Below are 17,452 nucleotides of genomic sequence, written 5' to 3'. Positions count from 1 at the left end.
AAAATATTTTGAGTAGGTGGGTTGTTTGAGCATACCGACGTAATAGTCGTGAGGCAGTTCGTCCTTTCTAAAGATAAGCTTAAGAAAAGCGGAAGCAGGGTGGGTGGAACACGGCGACCTTGAGCCGTGCTTCGGTACAGTAACTTTCAGTGCACCAATAGGTATGTTGTGGACTAGATCGTTTTTATTGAACCGTAGGTGCAGATAATTTGATTGTCGCTAAGCGGATCAGATGGCTAGCTTCAGTAGCAAGCACATTCAATTAACGACGGTAGGCCTCTGATGCAGCAAACGACCCGAGCGGTAACCCATGAACGAATCCGAATGTTTAATACCAAGGCGACATATCCAAATCAAAGTTTAGATAATGATCTTTGCCAAGCGGTGCGAGTGGGTAACACCATCTATGTGCGTGGTCAGGTTGGCACTGACTTCGACGGCAACCTTGTCGGCCTGGGCGATCCTGCGGCTCAGGCAGAACAAGCCATGAAAAATATCCAGCAATTACTACAGGAAGCAGGCAGTCACCTTTCTCACATCGTTAAAACAACAACTTATATTACCGATCCTCGCTTTCGTGAGCCTGTATACCGTGAAGTGGGCAAGTGGCTAAAGGGCGTTTATCCCATTTCAACTGGGCTGGTAGTGGCGGGGCTAGCACAGCCTGAGTGGCTGATGGAAATCGATGTGATCGCGGTTATTCCGGAGGTGAAGCAGTGACATTCTCAATTGCTGCAGTGTGTAAGGAAACCGGCGAAACCGGGTGTGCTGTTAGTTCATCTAGTATCTGTGTCACCAGCCGCTGCGCTTTTGTAGGCCCAGGAGGCGCGGCATTGACTCAGAATGTCACTAATCCTGCTTTAGGCATGCAGGCTATCCAGCTCCTAAAGGAGGGGATGGCACCACAGCAGGTGATCGATACGCTGCTACAGTACGAGCATTACCCTCAGTGGCGCCAGTTGCTGGTAGTCGACTCACGGGGGCGTAGCGCCCTATTCGACGGTGAGAAAGCCCTCGGAATCGTGGGACGGGCTAAAGGCGATGGCTGCGTAGCCGCCGGTAACTTACTGGCTGATAGTCGCGTCCCCGAGGCGATGGTAAAGGCGTTCGAGAATTCGGAGGGCCAGCTTGCTGACCGGCTGATATTAGCCATGCAGGCGGGCGTGGCTGCTGGTGGTGAAGCTGGCCCTGTCTACTCTGCGGGCCTTCGCGTGGCACGCCCCAATATTGAGTGGCCGGTTATTGATTTACGGGTTGATTGGCATGATTCGCCGATTGATTCGTTATATGAGAGCTGGCTGCGGTATGCCCCTCAGTTGGAAGATTATGTGATGCGGGCGGCCAATCCCGACGCCGCTCCCAGCTATGGTGTGCCCGGTGAGTGACATGATGCAGAGTCGGTTGCTGCTAGAAAAACTGGTGGCCTTTGAGACCGTGAGCCGTGCTTCCAACCTGAATTTGATTGAATTCATACGTGGCTACTTGGACGAGTTGGGGGTTACCTCTCAGTTGGTCTATAACGATTCGGGTAGCAAAGCCAACTTGTGGGCCACCATAGGCCCTGCTGATCGCGGCGGCATTGTTCTGTCAGGGCACACAGATGTCGTGCCGGTGGAGGGGCAGGCGTGGACCTTTCCCCCATTCAAGCTGACCGAGCATGATGGAAAGCTTTACGGTCGCGGCAGTGCCGACATGAAAGGCTTTCTAGCCTGCATGCTAGCGGCAGTGCCCACCTTCTTGGCAACCCCTCTACGCACGCCGATACATTTGGCTTTTTCTTATGATGAAGAAGTGGGGTGCCTGGGCGTGCGCTCCCTCCTAGAGTACATCAAAGAGCAGGCTCATCCTCCTGTCGCTTGCATCGTGGGCGAGCCAACCGGGCTCAAGCCAATCTTAGGGCATAAGGGAAAACTCGCTATGCGCTGCCATGTGCATGGAGCCGCCTGTCACTCTGCCTATGCCCCTGACGGTGTGAATGCCATTGAGTACGCTTCCCACTTAATCGTAAAGCTAACGGAAATGGGGGCTGAACTCCGCGATAAGCAGTTTGATTATCGGTTTGACCCTCCTTTTACCACGGTACAGACCGGCACTATAAGTGGAGGGAATGCACTCAATATTGTGCCAACTGATTGCTGTTTCGACTGGGAAATTCGCACTTTGCCAAGCGCTGATGGCGAACAGATATGCAGCGAATTAAAACAGTATGCCTGCCAAGAGCTTGAGCCGCAGATGCGTGCTGTCAAAGCGGACACAGGGATTCACTTTGAACCCCTACAAGCCTATCCCGGGCTACTGCTGGATCAAAGCGCTCCTCTTGCTAAATTTATTGCCTTACTGGCTAACAGCAGTGACTTCAGCACGGTGGCCTTTGGCACAGAAGGCGGATTATTCCATCAAGTAGGGATACCAGCGGTCATTTGCGGGCCTGGGAGCATGGCTCAAGGGCATAAACCTGATGAGTTTATTGCTATTGAACAACTGCATAGGTGTGACGCCATGATGCGTCGACTAGCTAGGTTTGCCACAAGCGAGGAAATCCTGAAGTAAATCTTAAGCAGTTATTTGTTTTCTTGGATTCAAATACCATCTTCAATGGTGAATACGTCAGCCAGTTGTTTCAAGGAAGTAATAAAAGTCAATGCACCGTAACGATCCGAAAATATAACAGCAGTAATAAAATTCAGTGAAACGGTGTAGGCAGGGAAGCATCCAATAGCATTTATTGTTTGCTAAGTGTTTTAAATCTTATGATTAATAAAAAGTGGCACAAAAAATGCTTATAGTTGGTATGCAAACGCATGCCTGAATAATTTCTATATTGTGGAAAAAAAAGCATGTTAAAACGAAAACTCCTGACGTATGCACTTATCTCCGGTTTATCATTTCCGATGACCTCAATATTAGCGAGTGATGATGTTGTTAAGCTGAGACTAGCTGTTGAGACAACCCCGGGTGACCCTCTCAATGTCATGCTAACGAGCTTCAGGGACGCTCTCCAGGCGAGCGCCGAAGAGGAGGTTGAACTTGAGTTCTTTGAAGGTGGGGCGCTGGGCAGCGAATCTGATTTGATACAGTTACTTCGAGCCGAACAGGTGCAAGTATTGCCTATCGGGTCGGATATCGTTGAGCTAGACAGTAATTTCGCGCTTTTCGATATGCCTTTTATCTTTGCAGATAAGCAAACCGCGCGTGATGCCTTGGATGGAGAGCTTGGCGACCTGCTGGCCGACTCATTGCGTGACAAGAGTGGCCTTGAAGTACTGGCATTTGGTGAGCTTGGTTTTCGTGTGATTAGCAACAACCGCCGTCCGATCAATACGCCGGAGGATCTTTCAGGTCTGAAGTTGCGTACTCCTGGCAGCGCAACACGTATTCTTGCATTTGAAATGTTGGGTGCGGCACCGACTCCCATGTCACTTGGAGAGGTCTACATAGCGTTACGCCAGGGCGTTTTGGATGGGCAGGAGAATCCGCTTTCAGTATTGGACGAGTTCTCTCTTTATGAGGTTCAGGATTACGTCTCTCTAACCAATCACGTTTACACCCCTATTACACTCGCCATGAGTGCCAACAGTTATGCATTGCTGTCGCCTGAAATGCAGGAGCGAGTAATCTCCGCTGCTCAGGAGGGTGCAGATCAAACCCGCCAGCTTTCTGATACCAGTGATGCCGAGCTAGTTGAGGTCTTCAGCAATGCCGGAGTAGCGGTTAACCAGCCTGATTTAGCCAGCTTTCAATCTGCCTCGGTGCCCATCCGCGATGCTATTTCTGAGCGTTTGAATGAAGCGTTCTGGGAGCAGGCACAGAATATCCTGGAGTTGAGATAATGAATTCATCTCATGAACAGCCGATGAGCAACCCTATGTTTCGCTATGACGGTAGCGGCGATGATGCGCGTATTGGATTGATTTATATGGCATCAAGCATCGTGATGGAGGCTGAAATGTGGGCTATGTCGACTCCTGGTGTTTCTACTCACACTACCCGTATACGGCTGCCAAAGGTCACCTTTGAGGGCATTGATGCAATGATGCGCTCTCCGGAAATTGAGCAGGCCGCAAAATTGCTCGGCTCTGCTCCCATTGATGTGCTCTGTTTCGGTGGTACCAGTGCGTCATTCTTGCATGGAACCGCCTACGACAAGGCCTTAATCGAAAAGCTCAAGCAGTGGGCGCCAGGCCCGCAAGTCACTACTGCCTCAACGGCAACATTGGCGGCGTTAGCAGCTGTGGGGGCTGACAAAGTGGCCCTCGCTACTCCCTATGTGGATGCGGTGCATGAACGAGCGATCAACTTCCTGCAAGAGAATGGCCATGAAGTGCTTCGCCACGCCAATCTGAGGATTGATGAAGACCAGGCATTAGCTGAAGTCTCTTTGCAGGAGGTGTATGACTTAGTGAAATCCGTTGATCATCCTGAGGCCAGCGCCATTTTTATCAGCTGCACCAACTTTCGTACTGTGGGGGTGATTGAAGCACTGGAAGCTGAGCTGGGTAAGCCCGTGATATCTGCTATTCAAGCCTCCTTTTGGCACTGTCTCGAGGCAGTGGATGTTAATGGCGCGCGCCCCGGTTACGGCTCGCTTCTTAAGCACCGCTTAGCGAAGGGAGCAGATGCAAATGAAGATCATTAATTCGGGACGCTTGGCAATGGCTTCTTCTTATCACATAGGACAGAAGTTACGAGTGCCAAAAGTAGGATTAGGCCTGGTAAAGATAACCGAAGCAGGCGCAGCCTGTTGCATTAGTAGTATCGCGTTACTTGTTTTTGCCAATGCCACCAGTCGTTATCTTTTTGGCCGCCCGCTACCTTGGACAGATGAAGTCGTCATTGCCTTAATGGTGTGGGTCGCGGCGTTCGGGATCGTGCTGGCCAGTATCCGGGGTGCATTGATCTCTTGCGATCTATTGACCCGCTCTCTCTCGCCCGCTCGTTTGGTTCTGATGCGCAGACTGTGTGCGCTGTTCAGTGCTGGCGTGATGAGTGTACTGGGCTGGCTGACATGGCAATACATTGATCTCTTCGGGAACGATGTAACCGCCATGCTCAGAGCGCCGAAGAGTATCGTCTACAGTGGGCTGCTATTTGGCTCTTTAGGTATGACCATCGCTTTTTTGCTCAGCTTACGTCGCTGAGGGGGCCATCATGTTGTTACTCGCTTGTGCCTCTATCGTGTTGCTTTGTCTGTTAGTCATTTTGGGTGTGCCCATCATTGTATCCCTGACGGCGGCCATACTGATGTATTTAATGTTTAGCGGTGGCTGGAGCTTAGCATTACCCCAGCAAACGCTGGCAGGTATGAGTGACTATATTCTTGTGACGATGCCACTGTTCATTTTTGCTGGCGCCATCATGAATGCTAGTGGCATTGCTGATCGCTTATTCGCATTTGCTGGAGCTTTGGTGGGGTGGATGCGAGGTGGCTTGGCACACGTCAATGTTACTTCAAGCATCATGTTTGGGGGGATGGTAGGGACTTCGGTGGCTGACTTAGCCGGTACTGGGTCGATTATGATCCCGAAGCTCAAACAAAATAACTATCCGGGCCCATTCGCAGCCGCACTAACAGCAACCTCATCCGGTATTGGCATCTTAATTCCTCCAAGCTCCCCCATGATTCTCTATTCGGCGGTGACAGGTGTGTCATTAGGAGCACTGTTTTTGGCGGGAGTGCTACCTGGATTATTGATGGGCCTGTTGTTAATGCTAATTGTGGCTATTCAGGCGCGGCGACATGGCTGGAAACCTATAAGTAATTTTGCTTGGAATCGGGTTTTGATAACTGGAATGCAAGCGCTATTACCGATGGGGCTTCCATTTCTAGTATTAGGTGGGTTGGTTGTGGGGCTATTTACTCCCTCAGAGGCCGGTGCTTTTGCCGTAGCTTATGCGCTAGTGCTTGCCATGCTGGTCTATCGCACTCTCAGCTTTGCGCAGCTTTATCGTGCCATGGTGGACTCCGCCGTATTGACAGGGGAAATTCTACTGGTGGTCGGGCTCTCCACTTCCTTCGGCTGGGCGTTGTCGCAGGCTGGTGTGCCAAGCGCTTTAGCGGCTGGTCTGGATACCCTTTTTCCTTTTGAATCAGTTGTGTTAAGAGTGCTCGTGCTGCTTTTATTGGCGCTTATTGCCGGCATGGTATTGGATCCATTGATTCCTATGATCATGCCAATACTTCTGCCAGCGCTGATGGCCATGGATGTCGACTTATTACACTTTGGTGTACTCATCATAGTGACAGTGGTGATAGGCCAAGTAACACCTCCTGTTGCATTAGCGCTGCTAGTTGCCGCCAAAATTGGCAACGAGGATGTGACGAGTGTTATTCGAGCGAATACTCTGTTTCTTATTACGCTATTTGCCTTTCTATTGTTGCTTGTGTTTATTCCGCAGCTTTCGATGGCGCTTCCATCATTGGTGCAGTGAGCTTTACATCTTTAATATTTATTGAGGCTTTGACATGAATCATCATTCTGGTGTCTTGGAAGCTTATCAACATCAGCACTCATTCGGGCTTGATCAAAAAAACACGAATGAGAAACGTATCCTCTTTGTGACACTCATCACGATATTGGTAATGGCTTTGGAAGTGGTAGCAGGATATTTCTTCGGCTCCATGGCGCTGCTTGCTGATGGTCTCCATATGGGATCACATGCTATTGCATTAGGTATTAGTGCTTTTGCATATGCCTATGCCAGAAAACATGCCAATGATCCCTCGTTTACTTTTGGCACGGGCAAGGTTGATGCATTGGCGGGGTTTGCAGGTGCTATTTTATTAGGGGGTTTTGCTAGCATCATTCTGGTAGAAAGCGGGTCGCGCATGCTGCAGCCACGAGCCATTGATTTTAATATGGCGATTCTTGTGTCGGTAATTGGCCTTGTGGTTAACATAGTGTGCGCCATCATCTTGGGCAAAAACCATGATCATCATTCACATTCACATTCACATTCACATAACGATGATCAAGTAGCTCCATCTAGGCAATCCCATGCACTAAGTTCCGCATATCTTCATGTTCTAGCTGATGCACTCACCTCTTTGTTGGCTATTATATCTTTGTTAGTGGCGAAGCATACTGGTTTGCTATGGGTTGATCCGTTAGTAGGTATTGTAGGCGCTTTTTTAATTGCGCGTTGGTCGTGGAAATTGCTGCGTACAACCTCTGCTAACTTGTTAGATAAGCGACCAAGTATAGCTTTACTTGAAAGTGTGCGGCAGGTAATTCAAGAAAGATCGTCAGATAGAGTTGTAGATCTTCATATATGGGAGCTAGGAGCAGGCAATCTTATCCTAGCTATATCTATTATCTCAAAGAATCCTCTTACGCCGGATGAGTATCGAAGCCTGATTCCCTCCCAAATTAATATCGTCCACTCAACTATAGAGGTTAATGTTGTTGGCGAAAATGAATGGTGATTTTATGGATAAAGTTGTTGTTTGACTCCCATTTGGAGTGATTGTTTTTTTTATCGATGCTGGTAAATTCTAACCATAGACGATTTTGATTGAAGTGAGAATATTATGCTTAGCAGGATTACACATCGCCAACTTGAATATTTTATAGCCTGCGGTGAAGAAAGCAGCATAATTAAAGCTTCTGAGAAAATCCACGTATCCTCACCCTCTATCTCTGCAGCTATAACGCACATAGAAGCAGAACTGGGTGTGCAGCTTTTTATACGCCACCATGCCCAGGGTGTCTCTTTAACTCCTATCGGCGGCATCGTGTTACAGGAAGCTAAGCTGATCGTTGAGCAGACAAAAAATTTGTATACATTGGCGTCAGACTCGATAAATGCAGTCAGAGGGCCATTGCGGGTAGGGTGCTTCAACTCGTTAGCGCCTATGATTGCACCTGAAGTGGTATATGGTTTTGCAAAGGCGTTTCCTGGTGTGCGAGTTACCTTAATAGAAGGGGATCACGATGAGTTAATTGAAGGGTTGCGACGATCCAAGATTGATATTGCCATTACTTATGACCTTCATATTTTTGAAGATGTGGAATTCACTCCGTTGGTAGGTTTACCACCTCATATTATTGTAGGGCATCATCATCCGCTGACCGAGTTTTCGGCGATAAGTATATCGGATCTTCGAGATTTTCCGATGATTTTCCTTGATTTACCCTATAGCCGAGAATATTTTCTTAGTCTATTTTCAAGTGCTGGGGAAGCCCCGCATATAAGGCTATGTTCAAATCAATTGGAAGTCGTAAGATCTATGGTGGCAAATGGGTTAGGTTACTCTATTGCCAATGTACGTCCCAAAGCCAATTTCTCTCAAGATGGAAAACGAGTTATTCGTCTGAAGCTCTCTGGGCAGCACCGGCCATTGTATATAGGATGTGCAACTTTGAAAGGAGCTCAGCTTCCGAGGGTGGTAGAGGCTTTTGCTCAACGATGCAGCAATTTTATTTCTGAACAATACGTTCCAGGCATGTCGGCCCCCAGGTATTACGATGTACATTCAAACGAGTATGAGCACAGTTAAGTTGAACAAAAAAATAGCTAATTCATGATGGTGAGAATCATGGAGTTTTCCAGCATTGGCGCTGTCTTCTCTTGGTGTTCGTGATGATCAGGGAAAGCTCGCCAACGCAGAAGTGTCGGCGGTTATGTACGACGGTGAGCAGTTACTGCTGGCCAGCCAGCGACACGCCTATTCCTGGCGAGTATCATTACGCGATCTTAGCCTTACCGATAATGGGCCGGATTCTATTCGCTTCCATCTCATGTCGACGCCGGTGCTATAAGTCCGTAAATCATCAAAATAGATTGTCCCCCCGACCCGCATGACCTTTCCTTGTTGGTGACCAAACCACAAGAGATCGCGCCATGCTAAGCCGAGAGGACTTTCTCATGATAAAGCAACTTCACCAACGAGGCGCCCATCTCGTGGACATTGCGCACCAGATTGGCTGTTGTGAACGCACCGTGCGGCGCCACCTAGCCCGTGAGGAGGCGCCCACCGGGCGGCCGACCAAGCTGCGAGCAAGCAAGCTGGATCCCTTCAAACCCGTCATCGATCAGTTGCTGGCCGATAATGTCTGGAACGCCGAAGTGATCTTCCAACTGATCCGTGAACAGGGCTACACCGGTGGCAGCACCATGGTGCGACGCTATATCCAGCCCAAGCGGTCGTTGCGGCCCAGCAAGCAGACCGTCCGCTTCGAGACCCCGCCTGGTTTCCAGCTCCAACATGACTGGGGCGAGACCGAGACCGTTGTGGCTAGTCAGCGCTGCAAGGTCAATTTTGCGGTTAATACCTTGGGCTATTCGCGGCGTTTCCATGCCTGGGCGGCCCCTAGCCAAGATGCCGAGCATACCTACGAGGCGCTGGTACAGGCCTTCCGTTATTTTGGCGGCGTACCGCGTACAGTGCTGGTCGATAATCAGAAGGCTGCTGTGCTCAAGCATGACCGGGACCACCGCGTGATCTTCAACGCTGGCTTCCTGCAACTGGCCAACTATTACAGCTTCGCGCCCAAGGCGTGCCGCCCGCAGCGCCCGCGCACCAAGGGCAAGACCGAGCGTATGGTGGGCTACGTAAAGCAGCACTTCTTCCAGCGCTATCGGGCGTTCGAGAGCTACGCCCACTTGAACCAGCTGCTCCAGCTGTGGCTGGAGCGCGTGGCCGATCAGCGGCCACTGCGGCAGTTCCGGTAAATCCCGCTGGAGCGCTTTATGGCTGAAGCGACGGCCCTTCAGGGGCTACCGGCCACCGACTTCGATACCCGCTACCATGACCTTCGCCAGGTCGGCTGGGACGGCTACATCGAAGTCCGTGGCAACCGCTACAGCGTGCCCGACGGCTATTGCGGCCAGGCGGTGGTGATCCGGCTCAGCCTGGACGATGAGCTAACGGTGTACACCGCCGCCGGTGACACCATCGCCTATCACCGCCTACAGGCCCCGCAAGCAGGTTGGCACACCGTGCCGGAACATCATGCTGCCCTGTGGCAGCAGACGCTCTCCGTGCAGCAGCGTGACCTGAGCGTCTACGAGGAGGTGCTGTGATGGCCCTGGAACAGCTACTTGATCGCCTGAAGATGGAGCACCTTCAGGCGTCGCTCGACAGCCTCTGTGAGCACGCCAGTAAGCAAGACCTGAACTACCGCGAGTTCTTGGAACAGGCCCTGTTGCAGGAATGGGGCGGGCGTCATCAGAAGGGCCTGGAGTCCCGTCTGAAGCAGGCCCGACTGCCGTGGATCAAGACCCTGGAGCAGTTCGACTTTAGCTTCCAGCCCAGCATCGACCACAAGATCGTGCGTGAGCTGGCTGGCCTGGGCTTTGTCGAGCGTAGTGACAACGTCGTGCTGCTCGGGCCGCCTGGCGTCGGGAAGACGCACCTCGCCGTGGCGTTGGCGGTGAAAGCGGCAGAAGCCGGCCACCGGGTGCTGTTCATGACGTTAGACCGGCTGGTCAGCACGCTGATGCGTGCCCGACAGGAAAACCGCCTGGATCGACAGCTCCAGCAACTGACGTACCCGAAGGTGCTGGTACTGGACGAGATGGGCTACCTGCCGATGACGCGCGAAGAAGCCAGTCTGTTCTTCCGCTTGATCAACCGGCGTTACGAGCGGGCCAGTACGATCCTCACCTCGAATAAATCGTTCATGGACTGGGGCGAGATCTTTGGCGACCAGGTCATTGCCACGGCTATCTTGGATCGGCTACTGCATCACTCGACCACCCTGAACATCAAAGGCGAGAGCTATCGACTGAAGGACAAACGACGTGCTGGCTTAGTGACGACACCGACGACGAAGGAGGACACCACCTCAAACGAACCTGACGCTGTTCCGATAAAAGAGCACTGATAAAAACGGGACAATCTAGAGTGATGAAATGCGGACATCCTTCATTGACGTTGACACTCACGTGGCATGCCTGTGTAAAACTCCATTATGCTGACCTTGGTTGCCACTTTTTAGCTAAGCCCGCTGATACAACTTCTCCTACCATCCCTCAGGATAGCCGCCTACAGAGGGGGAGATGCTGACATAAATGCATAAGCCGCGCCTGGTTTCGACGCAGCCATGGCAATTATTTTTGGAACAAATATATAGGGGAAGTCCAAGCTTGGTTACCGTCCTCCAAGTTAACGCAAAGCCAAACTGAGGTATCACCGTCTTCTTCGATCTCTATTTCTTTTTGAAAGTGCGCTGAAGTAGCTAATCCGCCTGCAGGTAGCCGCTGGGCTATTAATTTCCGCTCAAGCCCTCCTGCACTCATTACCACCGGTTTGCCATCCATCTCTTTAAGTGTAAGTGAAAGCTCACCATGATTGGTTGTCACCTCAACTTCAGAGCTCTCTTCTTCAAGCCAAATATCACATCCCATCCGATTGCCAGTGGTAATCGTATTGAAAATCACACTTTTTGACCCGACTTGTTCTAAGGTTTGCTCAGGGTTTAAGCGATTTACTGGTGAAAACCTTTCTATACAACCACCATTGATTAATATTCGCCCCTGCCAGCGAGTATTACGGCCACGGCCACGATATTCTGCGCCTGACCACATGAGACGCAAACGATTACCAAGGTTTTTGTCTTTGTAACCACGCCATAGGGCAACCGTGCTCGTGCCTCGACGCAATTCAATGCTTTCAATACCGACGGGGGCGTCCACTGATACTGAAACTTTCACCTTTTTGTCCGTTATTTGCACAATATCACCCATAGTGCAGACAAAGACTTTTTCGGTTGCACAATCAGGCTCAGCGATAGGGTTGCGGTGAAACAGTGTTCCACCAGCGGTCAGCTCTGCCTTAATGTCTATGGCTACACGCGGGCCCGAGGTGCCGTAGGTATGGCGACGGCGAATCGCTTCAAAGACAGCATCACGTGTATTTTCTTTCATCAGAAAGCAAGTCAAGCCGCCATAGGCACCGAAAAATGAAGCGCCTGGATAAGAGGCACCGGGGCGACCTTTATGTCCATCAGAATTCGCAACGACCCCAACTCGACGACGCATAGGGAAGCCATCGGTTAATATCCATTCGAAACTACCCCACGCAGAGTGTACCTCCACCGCTGCTTCTAACCGGGGATCGTGATCGAAATGAATATTGGCATAGCGGCCTCCAACATGGGCATACATGACGGAGTCCACTGGCTCGTCATGAAGCCTGCTATAAAGGTCAGTCAGTGTATGTGCATCAGTGTCAAGGTCATCATGCTCCGCAACCAATGCGTGAGAACAGCGATATATTCTCGCCCCTTCCTTCCTAAAAAAGACGTTATGATCGCCACCCACTGCTGTATTGCCAGACCACTCGTAACCGGGTAACACAGTAAAAACACCGGGTTCATTCAATGTTTCTGTCAAATGATTGAGCTTTTTCCAGAAAGCTGGCTTAATTTGGAAATCATTAGCCTGGTGGGCTGTCACGTCCAGAAACGACTTGTTTCGAGCGAAATCAAAATAGTGCTCTATGGAGTTGGTGCCGACGGTCTCGCCGGTCTGACCGTGTAGATCCCCCCAGAAATGTGCTGGCCCATCAGTAAGAACCTGCATCGGCCCAGCTTCTACAACGGTTCCGTCTTCAGCAGTAAGCCAAATCCTCAATATCCCCTCTTCTGCGGCTACTCGCAGAGGTTCAATGCGCATCGCTCCACTGGCTGAAGCGAAATCAATGACACTCGGAAGGCCTTCGACGGGTAACGAGCTTTCAATAGCAAAGCGTGTACTGCCTTTTGATGTCGGGTTGCCCCAAAGGTCTTCGGCTTTTAATCCAAGGCAGAAGACGTCGTTTAAGCGTCGGCGCGTCGGCAAAATTGCTAAATACCGATGCGCTGGTCCTGCTCCAACCGTGAACGCCAAATGAGTATCAGGCAACGGAATAAAATTGCCCGTAGCCTGCACGTCTGCCATTACGCGGATAACCCTTGCGCCTTCATAGAAGGTCGACATTAAGAGACCAGGAGAACCTTCAGTCGTGTCGCCCAGCACAATCTCAATCGTCTCACCAGGTTTGAGGTAGCCGCCTCGCTGGTAAATCGTAAGGGTTTCATTCCATGGACGCTGTCCCCCGTTACGGTCATATTTTAGAAGCAGCTGTCCATCACCGGATGAGCGCGCCGTAACGTAATTTGGAGCGGTTGGGTCGGTCGTCTGTAGTGACCCAGCGTCTGAGATTAACCTAAGGGCCAAGCGTATCGCGCCTGTATCGTCCAGGCCCAGCTTGCCAGTCGTGTATTGAATACGAAAAGTTTGGTAGCTACGCACTTCAACATGTTCAGGCCCACTCATCACCGCGGTGCCAAACAAGGCAGGATCAGTGCCCGGTGTCGTTAGGAGCTTAGATTCACCTATCATTTCAGGGTCTATATCGAGTCTTCCTAGCATGGGGAACCTTTGATGAGTTGTTTTGAGTTCAATTAAAACTACATAGTAATATAGGGATAAAAAAGTCAAAATAGCAAATTTTTGTTGACATATGCCCGCAAAGCCCTCTATTACTGTGAAGTAATAACAATAAGTCAGCACACTCACGCCAACTCCGCGTAGCAAAAAATGCCCATTCGGCGTCAATTTATGCTTCACCGGCTATGAGGTTGGTTAAAATTCGCACAAAACTTCATAGTAATAACACTATAAACAGGAGTACTGAGATGCGTAAGCTTGTTCAAACAATTTTCATTCTCACTATGATGTCTCTGCCCTTTGCTGCTCTGGCCGACTATCCAGAAAAACCGATCACGCTCATTGTTCCCTATCAGGCAGGGGGATCTATGGAAACCATGGCGCGTGTTTTTGCCGAAGAACTGGGTAATGAATTGAATATAAATGTGCTTGTCAGAACCCAGCCTGGCGCAGGCGGAAAGATCGGCACGACCGCTGCATCTCGTGCTATAGCGGATGGCTATACATTATTATTTGCGCCAGAGTCTACCGTCCTGTGGCCCCCTATTGCTGAAAACGTGAACTATTCGCTGAGTAGTTTTGACCCCATAATTAGGGTTACAGACCTTCCCCAGGCAATCGTTACGTCTAAGAGCTCAGGCATTGAAACGTTCGAAGACTTGCTTGCACTCTCTGCTGCACAAAGCATGAGTTATGCTGATCAGAACTCAATCTCGCGCGCCTTTGTTGATTACATTGCCATGCGTGAACAGGTTGTTTGGGTAGCAGTGCCAACTAAAGGCGGCGGTGAAATGGTTCCCTTTTTGTTAGGGAATAAGGTGAATTTTGCATGGTCTGGCGGGGCCCATAACCGTTACTTAGATCAAATGAATGTTGTTCTCTCCATGACAGCAGCCCCTCAGGAAACGATGCCCGAAGTGCCAACCATGCAAGAAAGATATGGTGTTTCCATGCCTGGAGGCGCGACTATATGGGCTCCAGCCGGATTGTCAGAAGAATTGCGCGCCAAGTTAACAGAGGCTGCTATTACCGCCGCTCATTCCGAAGCCTTCAATGACTTAATGATGAACACGCTCGGTTTTCCTTTAGCGGATCTAACTGGAAGCCAATTAACGGCAGAACTAATGACCATTAATGAAGATTTGGCAGCCATTTATGAGGAGACTGCGCCATGATAGATCAGAAAACTTGTACACAAGATGCTTCTGATCGTTTCGATTTTTTAATAGGTGCAATTACCGTCAGCTTCGCGCTGTTTGTTATTTTCTTGCTGATTCCAGTCGGTGTGGAAACGACCACGTATCACAGCCAGCTTTCTCCTGGTTTTTTTCCTAAACTGGCTTGCATTTTCATTGGGCTATTTGGCGCGATGCTAATGTTTAAGAATCGCCACTGGGCGCTCCGACGAATTCCTCATAACGGCTCCCGTATATTACTAGAAACTCTCGCTTGGTTTGCGTGGGCCATTGCCACAATGTTGTTACTCATGTATGTAGGATTCGTCGTCACCGCCGCCGTATCATGTTTTACGGGCATCGTATTAGCTGGCCAGCGCCGCTATTTAATCCGATGCGCACTAGGCTCAATATTACTGCCGCTGGCCCTTCAGCAACTCGCATGGCATGCCTTTTATATTCAACTGCCCTGAGGTCATCCATGTTAGATATTATCTTACAGGCATTCGCAGCAGCGTTAGAGCCGATGAATTTACTGTTCATCGCTTTAGGAATTGCCTTAGGCATTGTGATTGGTGTTTTGCCTGGACTCGGCAGTGTAACCGCCATGGCGGTACTGATACCGATAACCTTTTACATGTCCCCGTTAGCTGCCATTGCTTTCCTAGTAGGAGTCAATAAAGGAGGGACATCCGGTGGGGCCATTCCGGCTATTCTGTTAAATTCTCCCGGCTCACCCGAGGCAGCAGCAACGGCCTGGGATGGCTACCCTATGGCTAAGCGCGGAGAAGCTTTTCGTGCAATGAAATTCTCGCTTTTTTCATCGGTTACCGGCGATACGATTTCTGATTTACTACTCATCGTCCTTGTTGTGCCTTTTGCCGCCTTCGCATTGCAGTTTGGGCCAGTAGAATATACAGCTGTATTGTTATTCTCATTTGCATTAATTGCTGGAATTGCAGGAGATTCACCCTTAAAAAGTGGAATAGGTATCTTCTTTGGTATTCTACTCTCAACGATAGGCCTTGACCCCGTTGCCTCCACTTCTCGCTTCACATTTGGTCAACTTAAATTAGAAGATGGCCTCTCACTGTCAGCTTTGGCAATCGGCGCGCTTGCACTCTCATCTGTGGTTATTCAGCTTTCTGATCTCATCACCCGGCGTGAAAAAGATGACTTCGCCTCGAATCAAGCTGATACGAAAGCAGGCCGATCTGTTTCTGCACGTGAATTTTTCTCTTACTGGCGCACGCTAATCCGAGGGGCATTGACTGGCTCTCTTGTTGGGATGCTACCAGGGCTAGGCGTAACCTTAGCCTCTTTTCTATCTTACTCAGCCGCTAAACGTGCTTCCAAAAACGGCGATAACTTTGGTAAAGGAGAGCCCGAGGGTATCATTGCTACAGAAAGCGCCAATAGCGCTGTGGTTGGTTCTAACCTGATTCCAACAATCGCACTTGGCATTCCTGGCAATATCGCGGCAGCATTACTTGTTGGCGCCCTAGTTATGCATGGTGTTGTACCGGGGCCTTTCATGCTGAGCATGCATGGGGAGCTTATTTATGGACTCTTCGCCTCCATGATTTTGGCGAATATTTTCCACCTTATAATTGGCCGGGCGGGTTTATCACTATGGGTGCAGTTTGCTCGTTATTCACGTCGCCTGATTTTGCCGCCAGTGCTCATGTTTTGTATCTTTGGTATTTACCTTCCGACCCAATCGCTTTGGGACGTCGGTGTAATGTTAGCTTTTGCGGGTCTAGGTATTCTTTTTACTCGTGCGCGAATTTCAATTGTGTGCACTGTCATCGGTTTTCTATTAGGAGGAATGTTTGAAACTTCTTTACGCCAAGCTCTCTTGCTTCATCAAGTAGAAGGGATCTCAATTCTGGCGAGCCCATTAGCACTAGTATTCTTGCTACTTACAATCGCCGTTCTTTCACGTGCAATATGGCGAAGCCAAAAGGAGAGTAACAAATCGGCATGACTAAAAAAAATCAGGATGCTGCCCTGTGCTCTTTATTAATACAGAAACTAAAAGAAGAGCGTCACCGCAATCCACAAGAAACCAAGCGTACTGCACTGCGGCTAGCTTTGATGGCAGCTATACGGGAAGGAAAGGTCAAGCCTGGAGAACGGTTACCATCAGAAAGCGAGCTGGCGAGAAGCCTTGAGCTTTCACTCGGCACAGTGCAAAGCGCACTGGGTCAGTTGCAGGATCTGGGGTTAATCGTGCGTCGACGCGGAGACGGCACTCGCATAGCGGATGCAGAACCGCTAGGCCCTAATATTTGGCATTTCCGCTTCCGTGTTGCCGCCACAAATCGTCCACTACGCCTGACACAGGTCAAGGTCGAGGTACTCCGCACCAATGAACGTGGCCCCTGGAGCGAACACTTGGGCCCCGGGCCTTACGTTGTCATTCGTCGACGTCTCACTGGTGATAACATCAACCTTGGTGCAGAAATGTACTTACCGCAGAGACTGATAAATATAGATGATATTGAATTGAGTGAATTAGAAGGCGTCAATCTTCGCATCTGCCTTGAAGCATTTTTGGGGCAACGCTCTCATCAAGCAAATACGCTCATTGCAATAAACCACCTCTCTTTCCGTCATGCTGCTTTGTTTGAAATGCGGCCTGATAACGCGACATTCTGTGTAACAGCCTGTACATCACTAGGCGATGGTAGCCCGTTCTACTATCAGGATATCTATGCACCTTCTGACTTGTTAATATTAGAAATTTAAAAGCACTGAATAGCCCCAACTTGATTGGCGCCACACTTAAGAGTTCAATCATGCTCACAAAGGGGTTGAACATAATGAACAGGCTTTTCAGCGAAGAGCAGATCATAGGTTTCTTGGGCGAAACAGAGCAGGGGCTTCATTAAGGAGCTATG

General features: G+C 49.9%; 16 protein-coding genes and 1 pseudogene. 16 read left to right on the top strand and 1 reads right to left on the bottom strand.

The features are described 5' to 3' along the window. The first annotated feature begins 324 nt into the window (after positions 1–324). The 12 genes and pseudogenes from E0L35_RS19250 to istB all read left to right on the top strand — a co-directional run bounded on the left by E0L35_RS19250 (position 325) and on the right by istB (position 10,826). A complete protein-coding gene (locus tag E0L35_RS19250; protein ID WP_223828082.1) occupies positions 325–720 on the top strand; it encodes a RidA family protein in 396 nt (131 codons plus the stop codon). Further along, on the top strand, positions 669–1,385 hold the full coding sequence (locus tag E0L35_RS19245; RefSeq protein WP_349304648.1) for a DUF1028 domain-containing protein: 717 nt from the start codon (positions 669–671) through the stop codon (positions 1,383–1,385). Before E0L35_RS19250 ends, E0L35_RS19245 begins: the two co-directional genes overlap by 52 nt. Before the next feature lies 1 nt (position 1,386). Beyond that, positions 1,387–2,550: an acetylornithine deacetylase gene (gene argE / locus E0L35_RS19240; protein WP_138801209.1), complete on the top strand. Its 1,164-nt coding sequence runs from the start codon at positions 1,387–1,389 to the stop codon at positions 2,548–2,550. A gap of 287 nt (positions 2,551–2,837) precedes the next feature. Continuing rightward, a complete protein-coding gene (locus tag E0L35_RS19235; protein WP_138801160.1) occupies positions 2,838–3,830 on the top strand; it encodes a TRAP transporter substrate-binding protein in 993 nt (330 codons plus the stop codon). After that, on the top strand, positions 3,830–4,636 hold the full coding sequence (locus E0L35_RS19230; protein ID WP_171051198.1) for an Asp/Glu racemase: 807 nt from the start codon (positions 3,830–3,832) through the stop codon (positions 4,634–4,636). The genes E0L35_RS19235 and E0L35_RS19230 overlap by 1 nt, the downstream gene beginning before the upstream one ends. Beyond that, on the top strand, positions 4,623–5,138 hold the full coding sequence (locus E0L35_RS19225) for a TRAP transporter small permease (RefSeq protein ID WP_171051197.1): 516 nt from the start codon (positions 4,623–4,625) through the stop codon (positions 5,136–5,138). The genes E0L35_RS19230 and E0L35_RS19225 overlap by 14 nt, the downstream gene beginning before the upstream one ends. Before the next feature lie 10 nt (positions 5,139–5,148). After that, positions 5,149–6,429, top strand: a complete 1,281-nt coding sequence (locus E0L35_RS19220) for a TRAP transporter large permease (RefSeq protein WP_138801158.1) — start codon at positions 5,149–5,151, stop codon at positions 6,427–6,429. Between the two features lie 34 nt (positions 6,430–6,463). Further along, a complete protein-coding gene (gene dmeF / locus E0L35_RS19215) occupies positions 6,464–7,423 on the top strand; it encodes a CDF family Co(II)/Ni(II) efflux transporter DmeF (RefSeq protein WP_138801157.1) in 960 nt (319 codons plus the stop codon). Between the two features lie 105 nt (positions 7,424–7,528). Beyond that, complete coding sequence (locus tag E0L35_RS19210) at positions 7,529–8,497, top strand: LysR family transcriptional regulator (protein ID WP_027958275.1); 969 nt, start codon at positions 7,529–7,531, stop codon at positions 8,495–8,497. 55 nt (positions 8,498–8,552) lie between these two features. Continuing rightward, positions 8,553–8,759 carry a hypothetical protein gene (locus tag E0L35_RS19205; RefSeq protein ID WP_138801156.1) on the top strand — a complete coding sequence of 69 codons (207 nt, stop codon included), beginning with the start codon at positions 8,553–8,555 and terminating at the stop codon, positions 8,757–8,759. 82 nt (positions 8,760–8,841) lie between these two features. Beyond that, a pseudogene (gene istA, locus E0L35_RS19200) lies at positions 8,842–10,023 on the top strand (IS21 family transposase). Further along, positions 10,020–10,826 (top strand): IS21-like element helper ATPase IstB, encoded by an 807-nt coding sequence (gene istB, locus E0L35_RS19195; RefSeq protein WP_138801155.1) that lies wholly within the window; start codon positions 10,020–10,022, stop codon positions 10,824–10,826. Before istA ends, istB begins: the two are co-directional and overlap by 4 nt. Positions 10,827–11,052: 226 nt before the next feature. Here the strand turns inward: istB and E0L35_RS19190 are convergent, their stop codons facing one another. After that, positions 11,053–13,503 carry a DUF3604 domain-containing protein gene (locus E0L35_RS19190; RefSeq protein WP_138801154.1) on the bottom strand — a complete coding sequence of 817 codons (2,451 nt, stop codon included), beginning with the start codon at positions 13,501–13,503 and terminating at the stop codon, positions 11,053–11,055. 119 nt (positions 13,504–13,622) lie between these two features. Here E0L35_RS19190 and E0L35_RS19185 point away from each other — a divergent pair, with 119 nt between their 5' ends. Genes E0L35_RS19185 through E0L35_RS19170 form a run of 4 tightly spaced genes read left to right on the top strand, consistent with a single transcriptional unit; the run spans position 13,623 to position 17,300 of the window. After that, positions 13,623–14,549 carry a tripartite tricarboxylate transporter substrate binding protein gene (locus E0L35_RS19185; RefSeq protein WP_039857438.1) on the top strand — a complete coding sequence of 309 codons (927 nt, stop codon included), beginning with the start codon at positions 13,623–13,625 and terminating at the stop codon, positions 14,547–14,549. After that, complete coding sequence (locus E0L35_RS19180; protein WP_138801152.1) at positions 14,546–15,022, top strand: tripartite tricarboxylate transporter TctB family protein; 477 nt, start codon at positions 14,546–14,548, stop codon at positions 15,020–15,022. The genes E0L35_RS19185 and E0L35_RS19180 overlap by 4 nt, the downstream gene beginning before the upstream one ends. 8 nt (positions 15,023–15,030) lie before the next feature. Beyond that, a complete protein-coding gene (locus E0L35_RS19175; RefSeq protein ID WP_171051196.1) occupies positions 15,031–16,536 on the top strand; it encodes a tripartite tricarboxylate transporter permease in 1,506 nt (501 codons plus the stop codon). Then, positions 16,533–17,300 carry a GntR family transcriptional regulator gene (locus E0L35_RS19170; protein WP_138801150.1) on the top strand — a complete coding sequence of 256 codons (768 nt, stop codon included), beginning with the start codon at positions 16,533–16,535 and terminating at the stop codon, positions 17,298–17,300. The genes E0L35_RS19175 and E0L35_RS19170 overlap by 4 nt, the downstream gene beginning before the upstream one ends. Positions 17,301–17,452: the final 152 nt, after the last annotated feature.

The sequence above is a fragment of the Halomonas sp. ATBC28 genome, assembly GCF_005937175.1.
GTDB classification, from domain to species: Bacteria; Pseudomonadota; Gammaproteobacteria; order Pseudomonadales; family Halomonadaceae; genus Vreelandella; species Vreelandella titanicae.
This window is presented reverse-complemented; position numbering and strand designations above follow the sequence as displayed.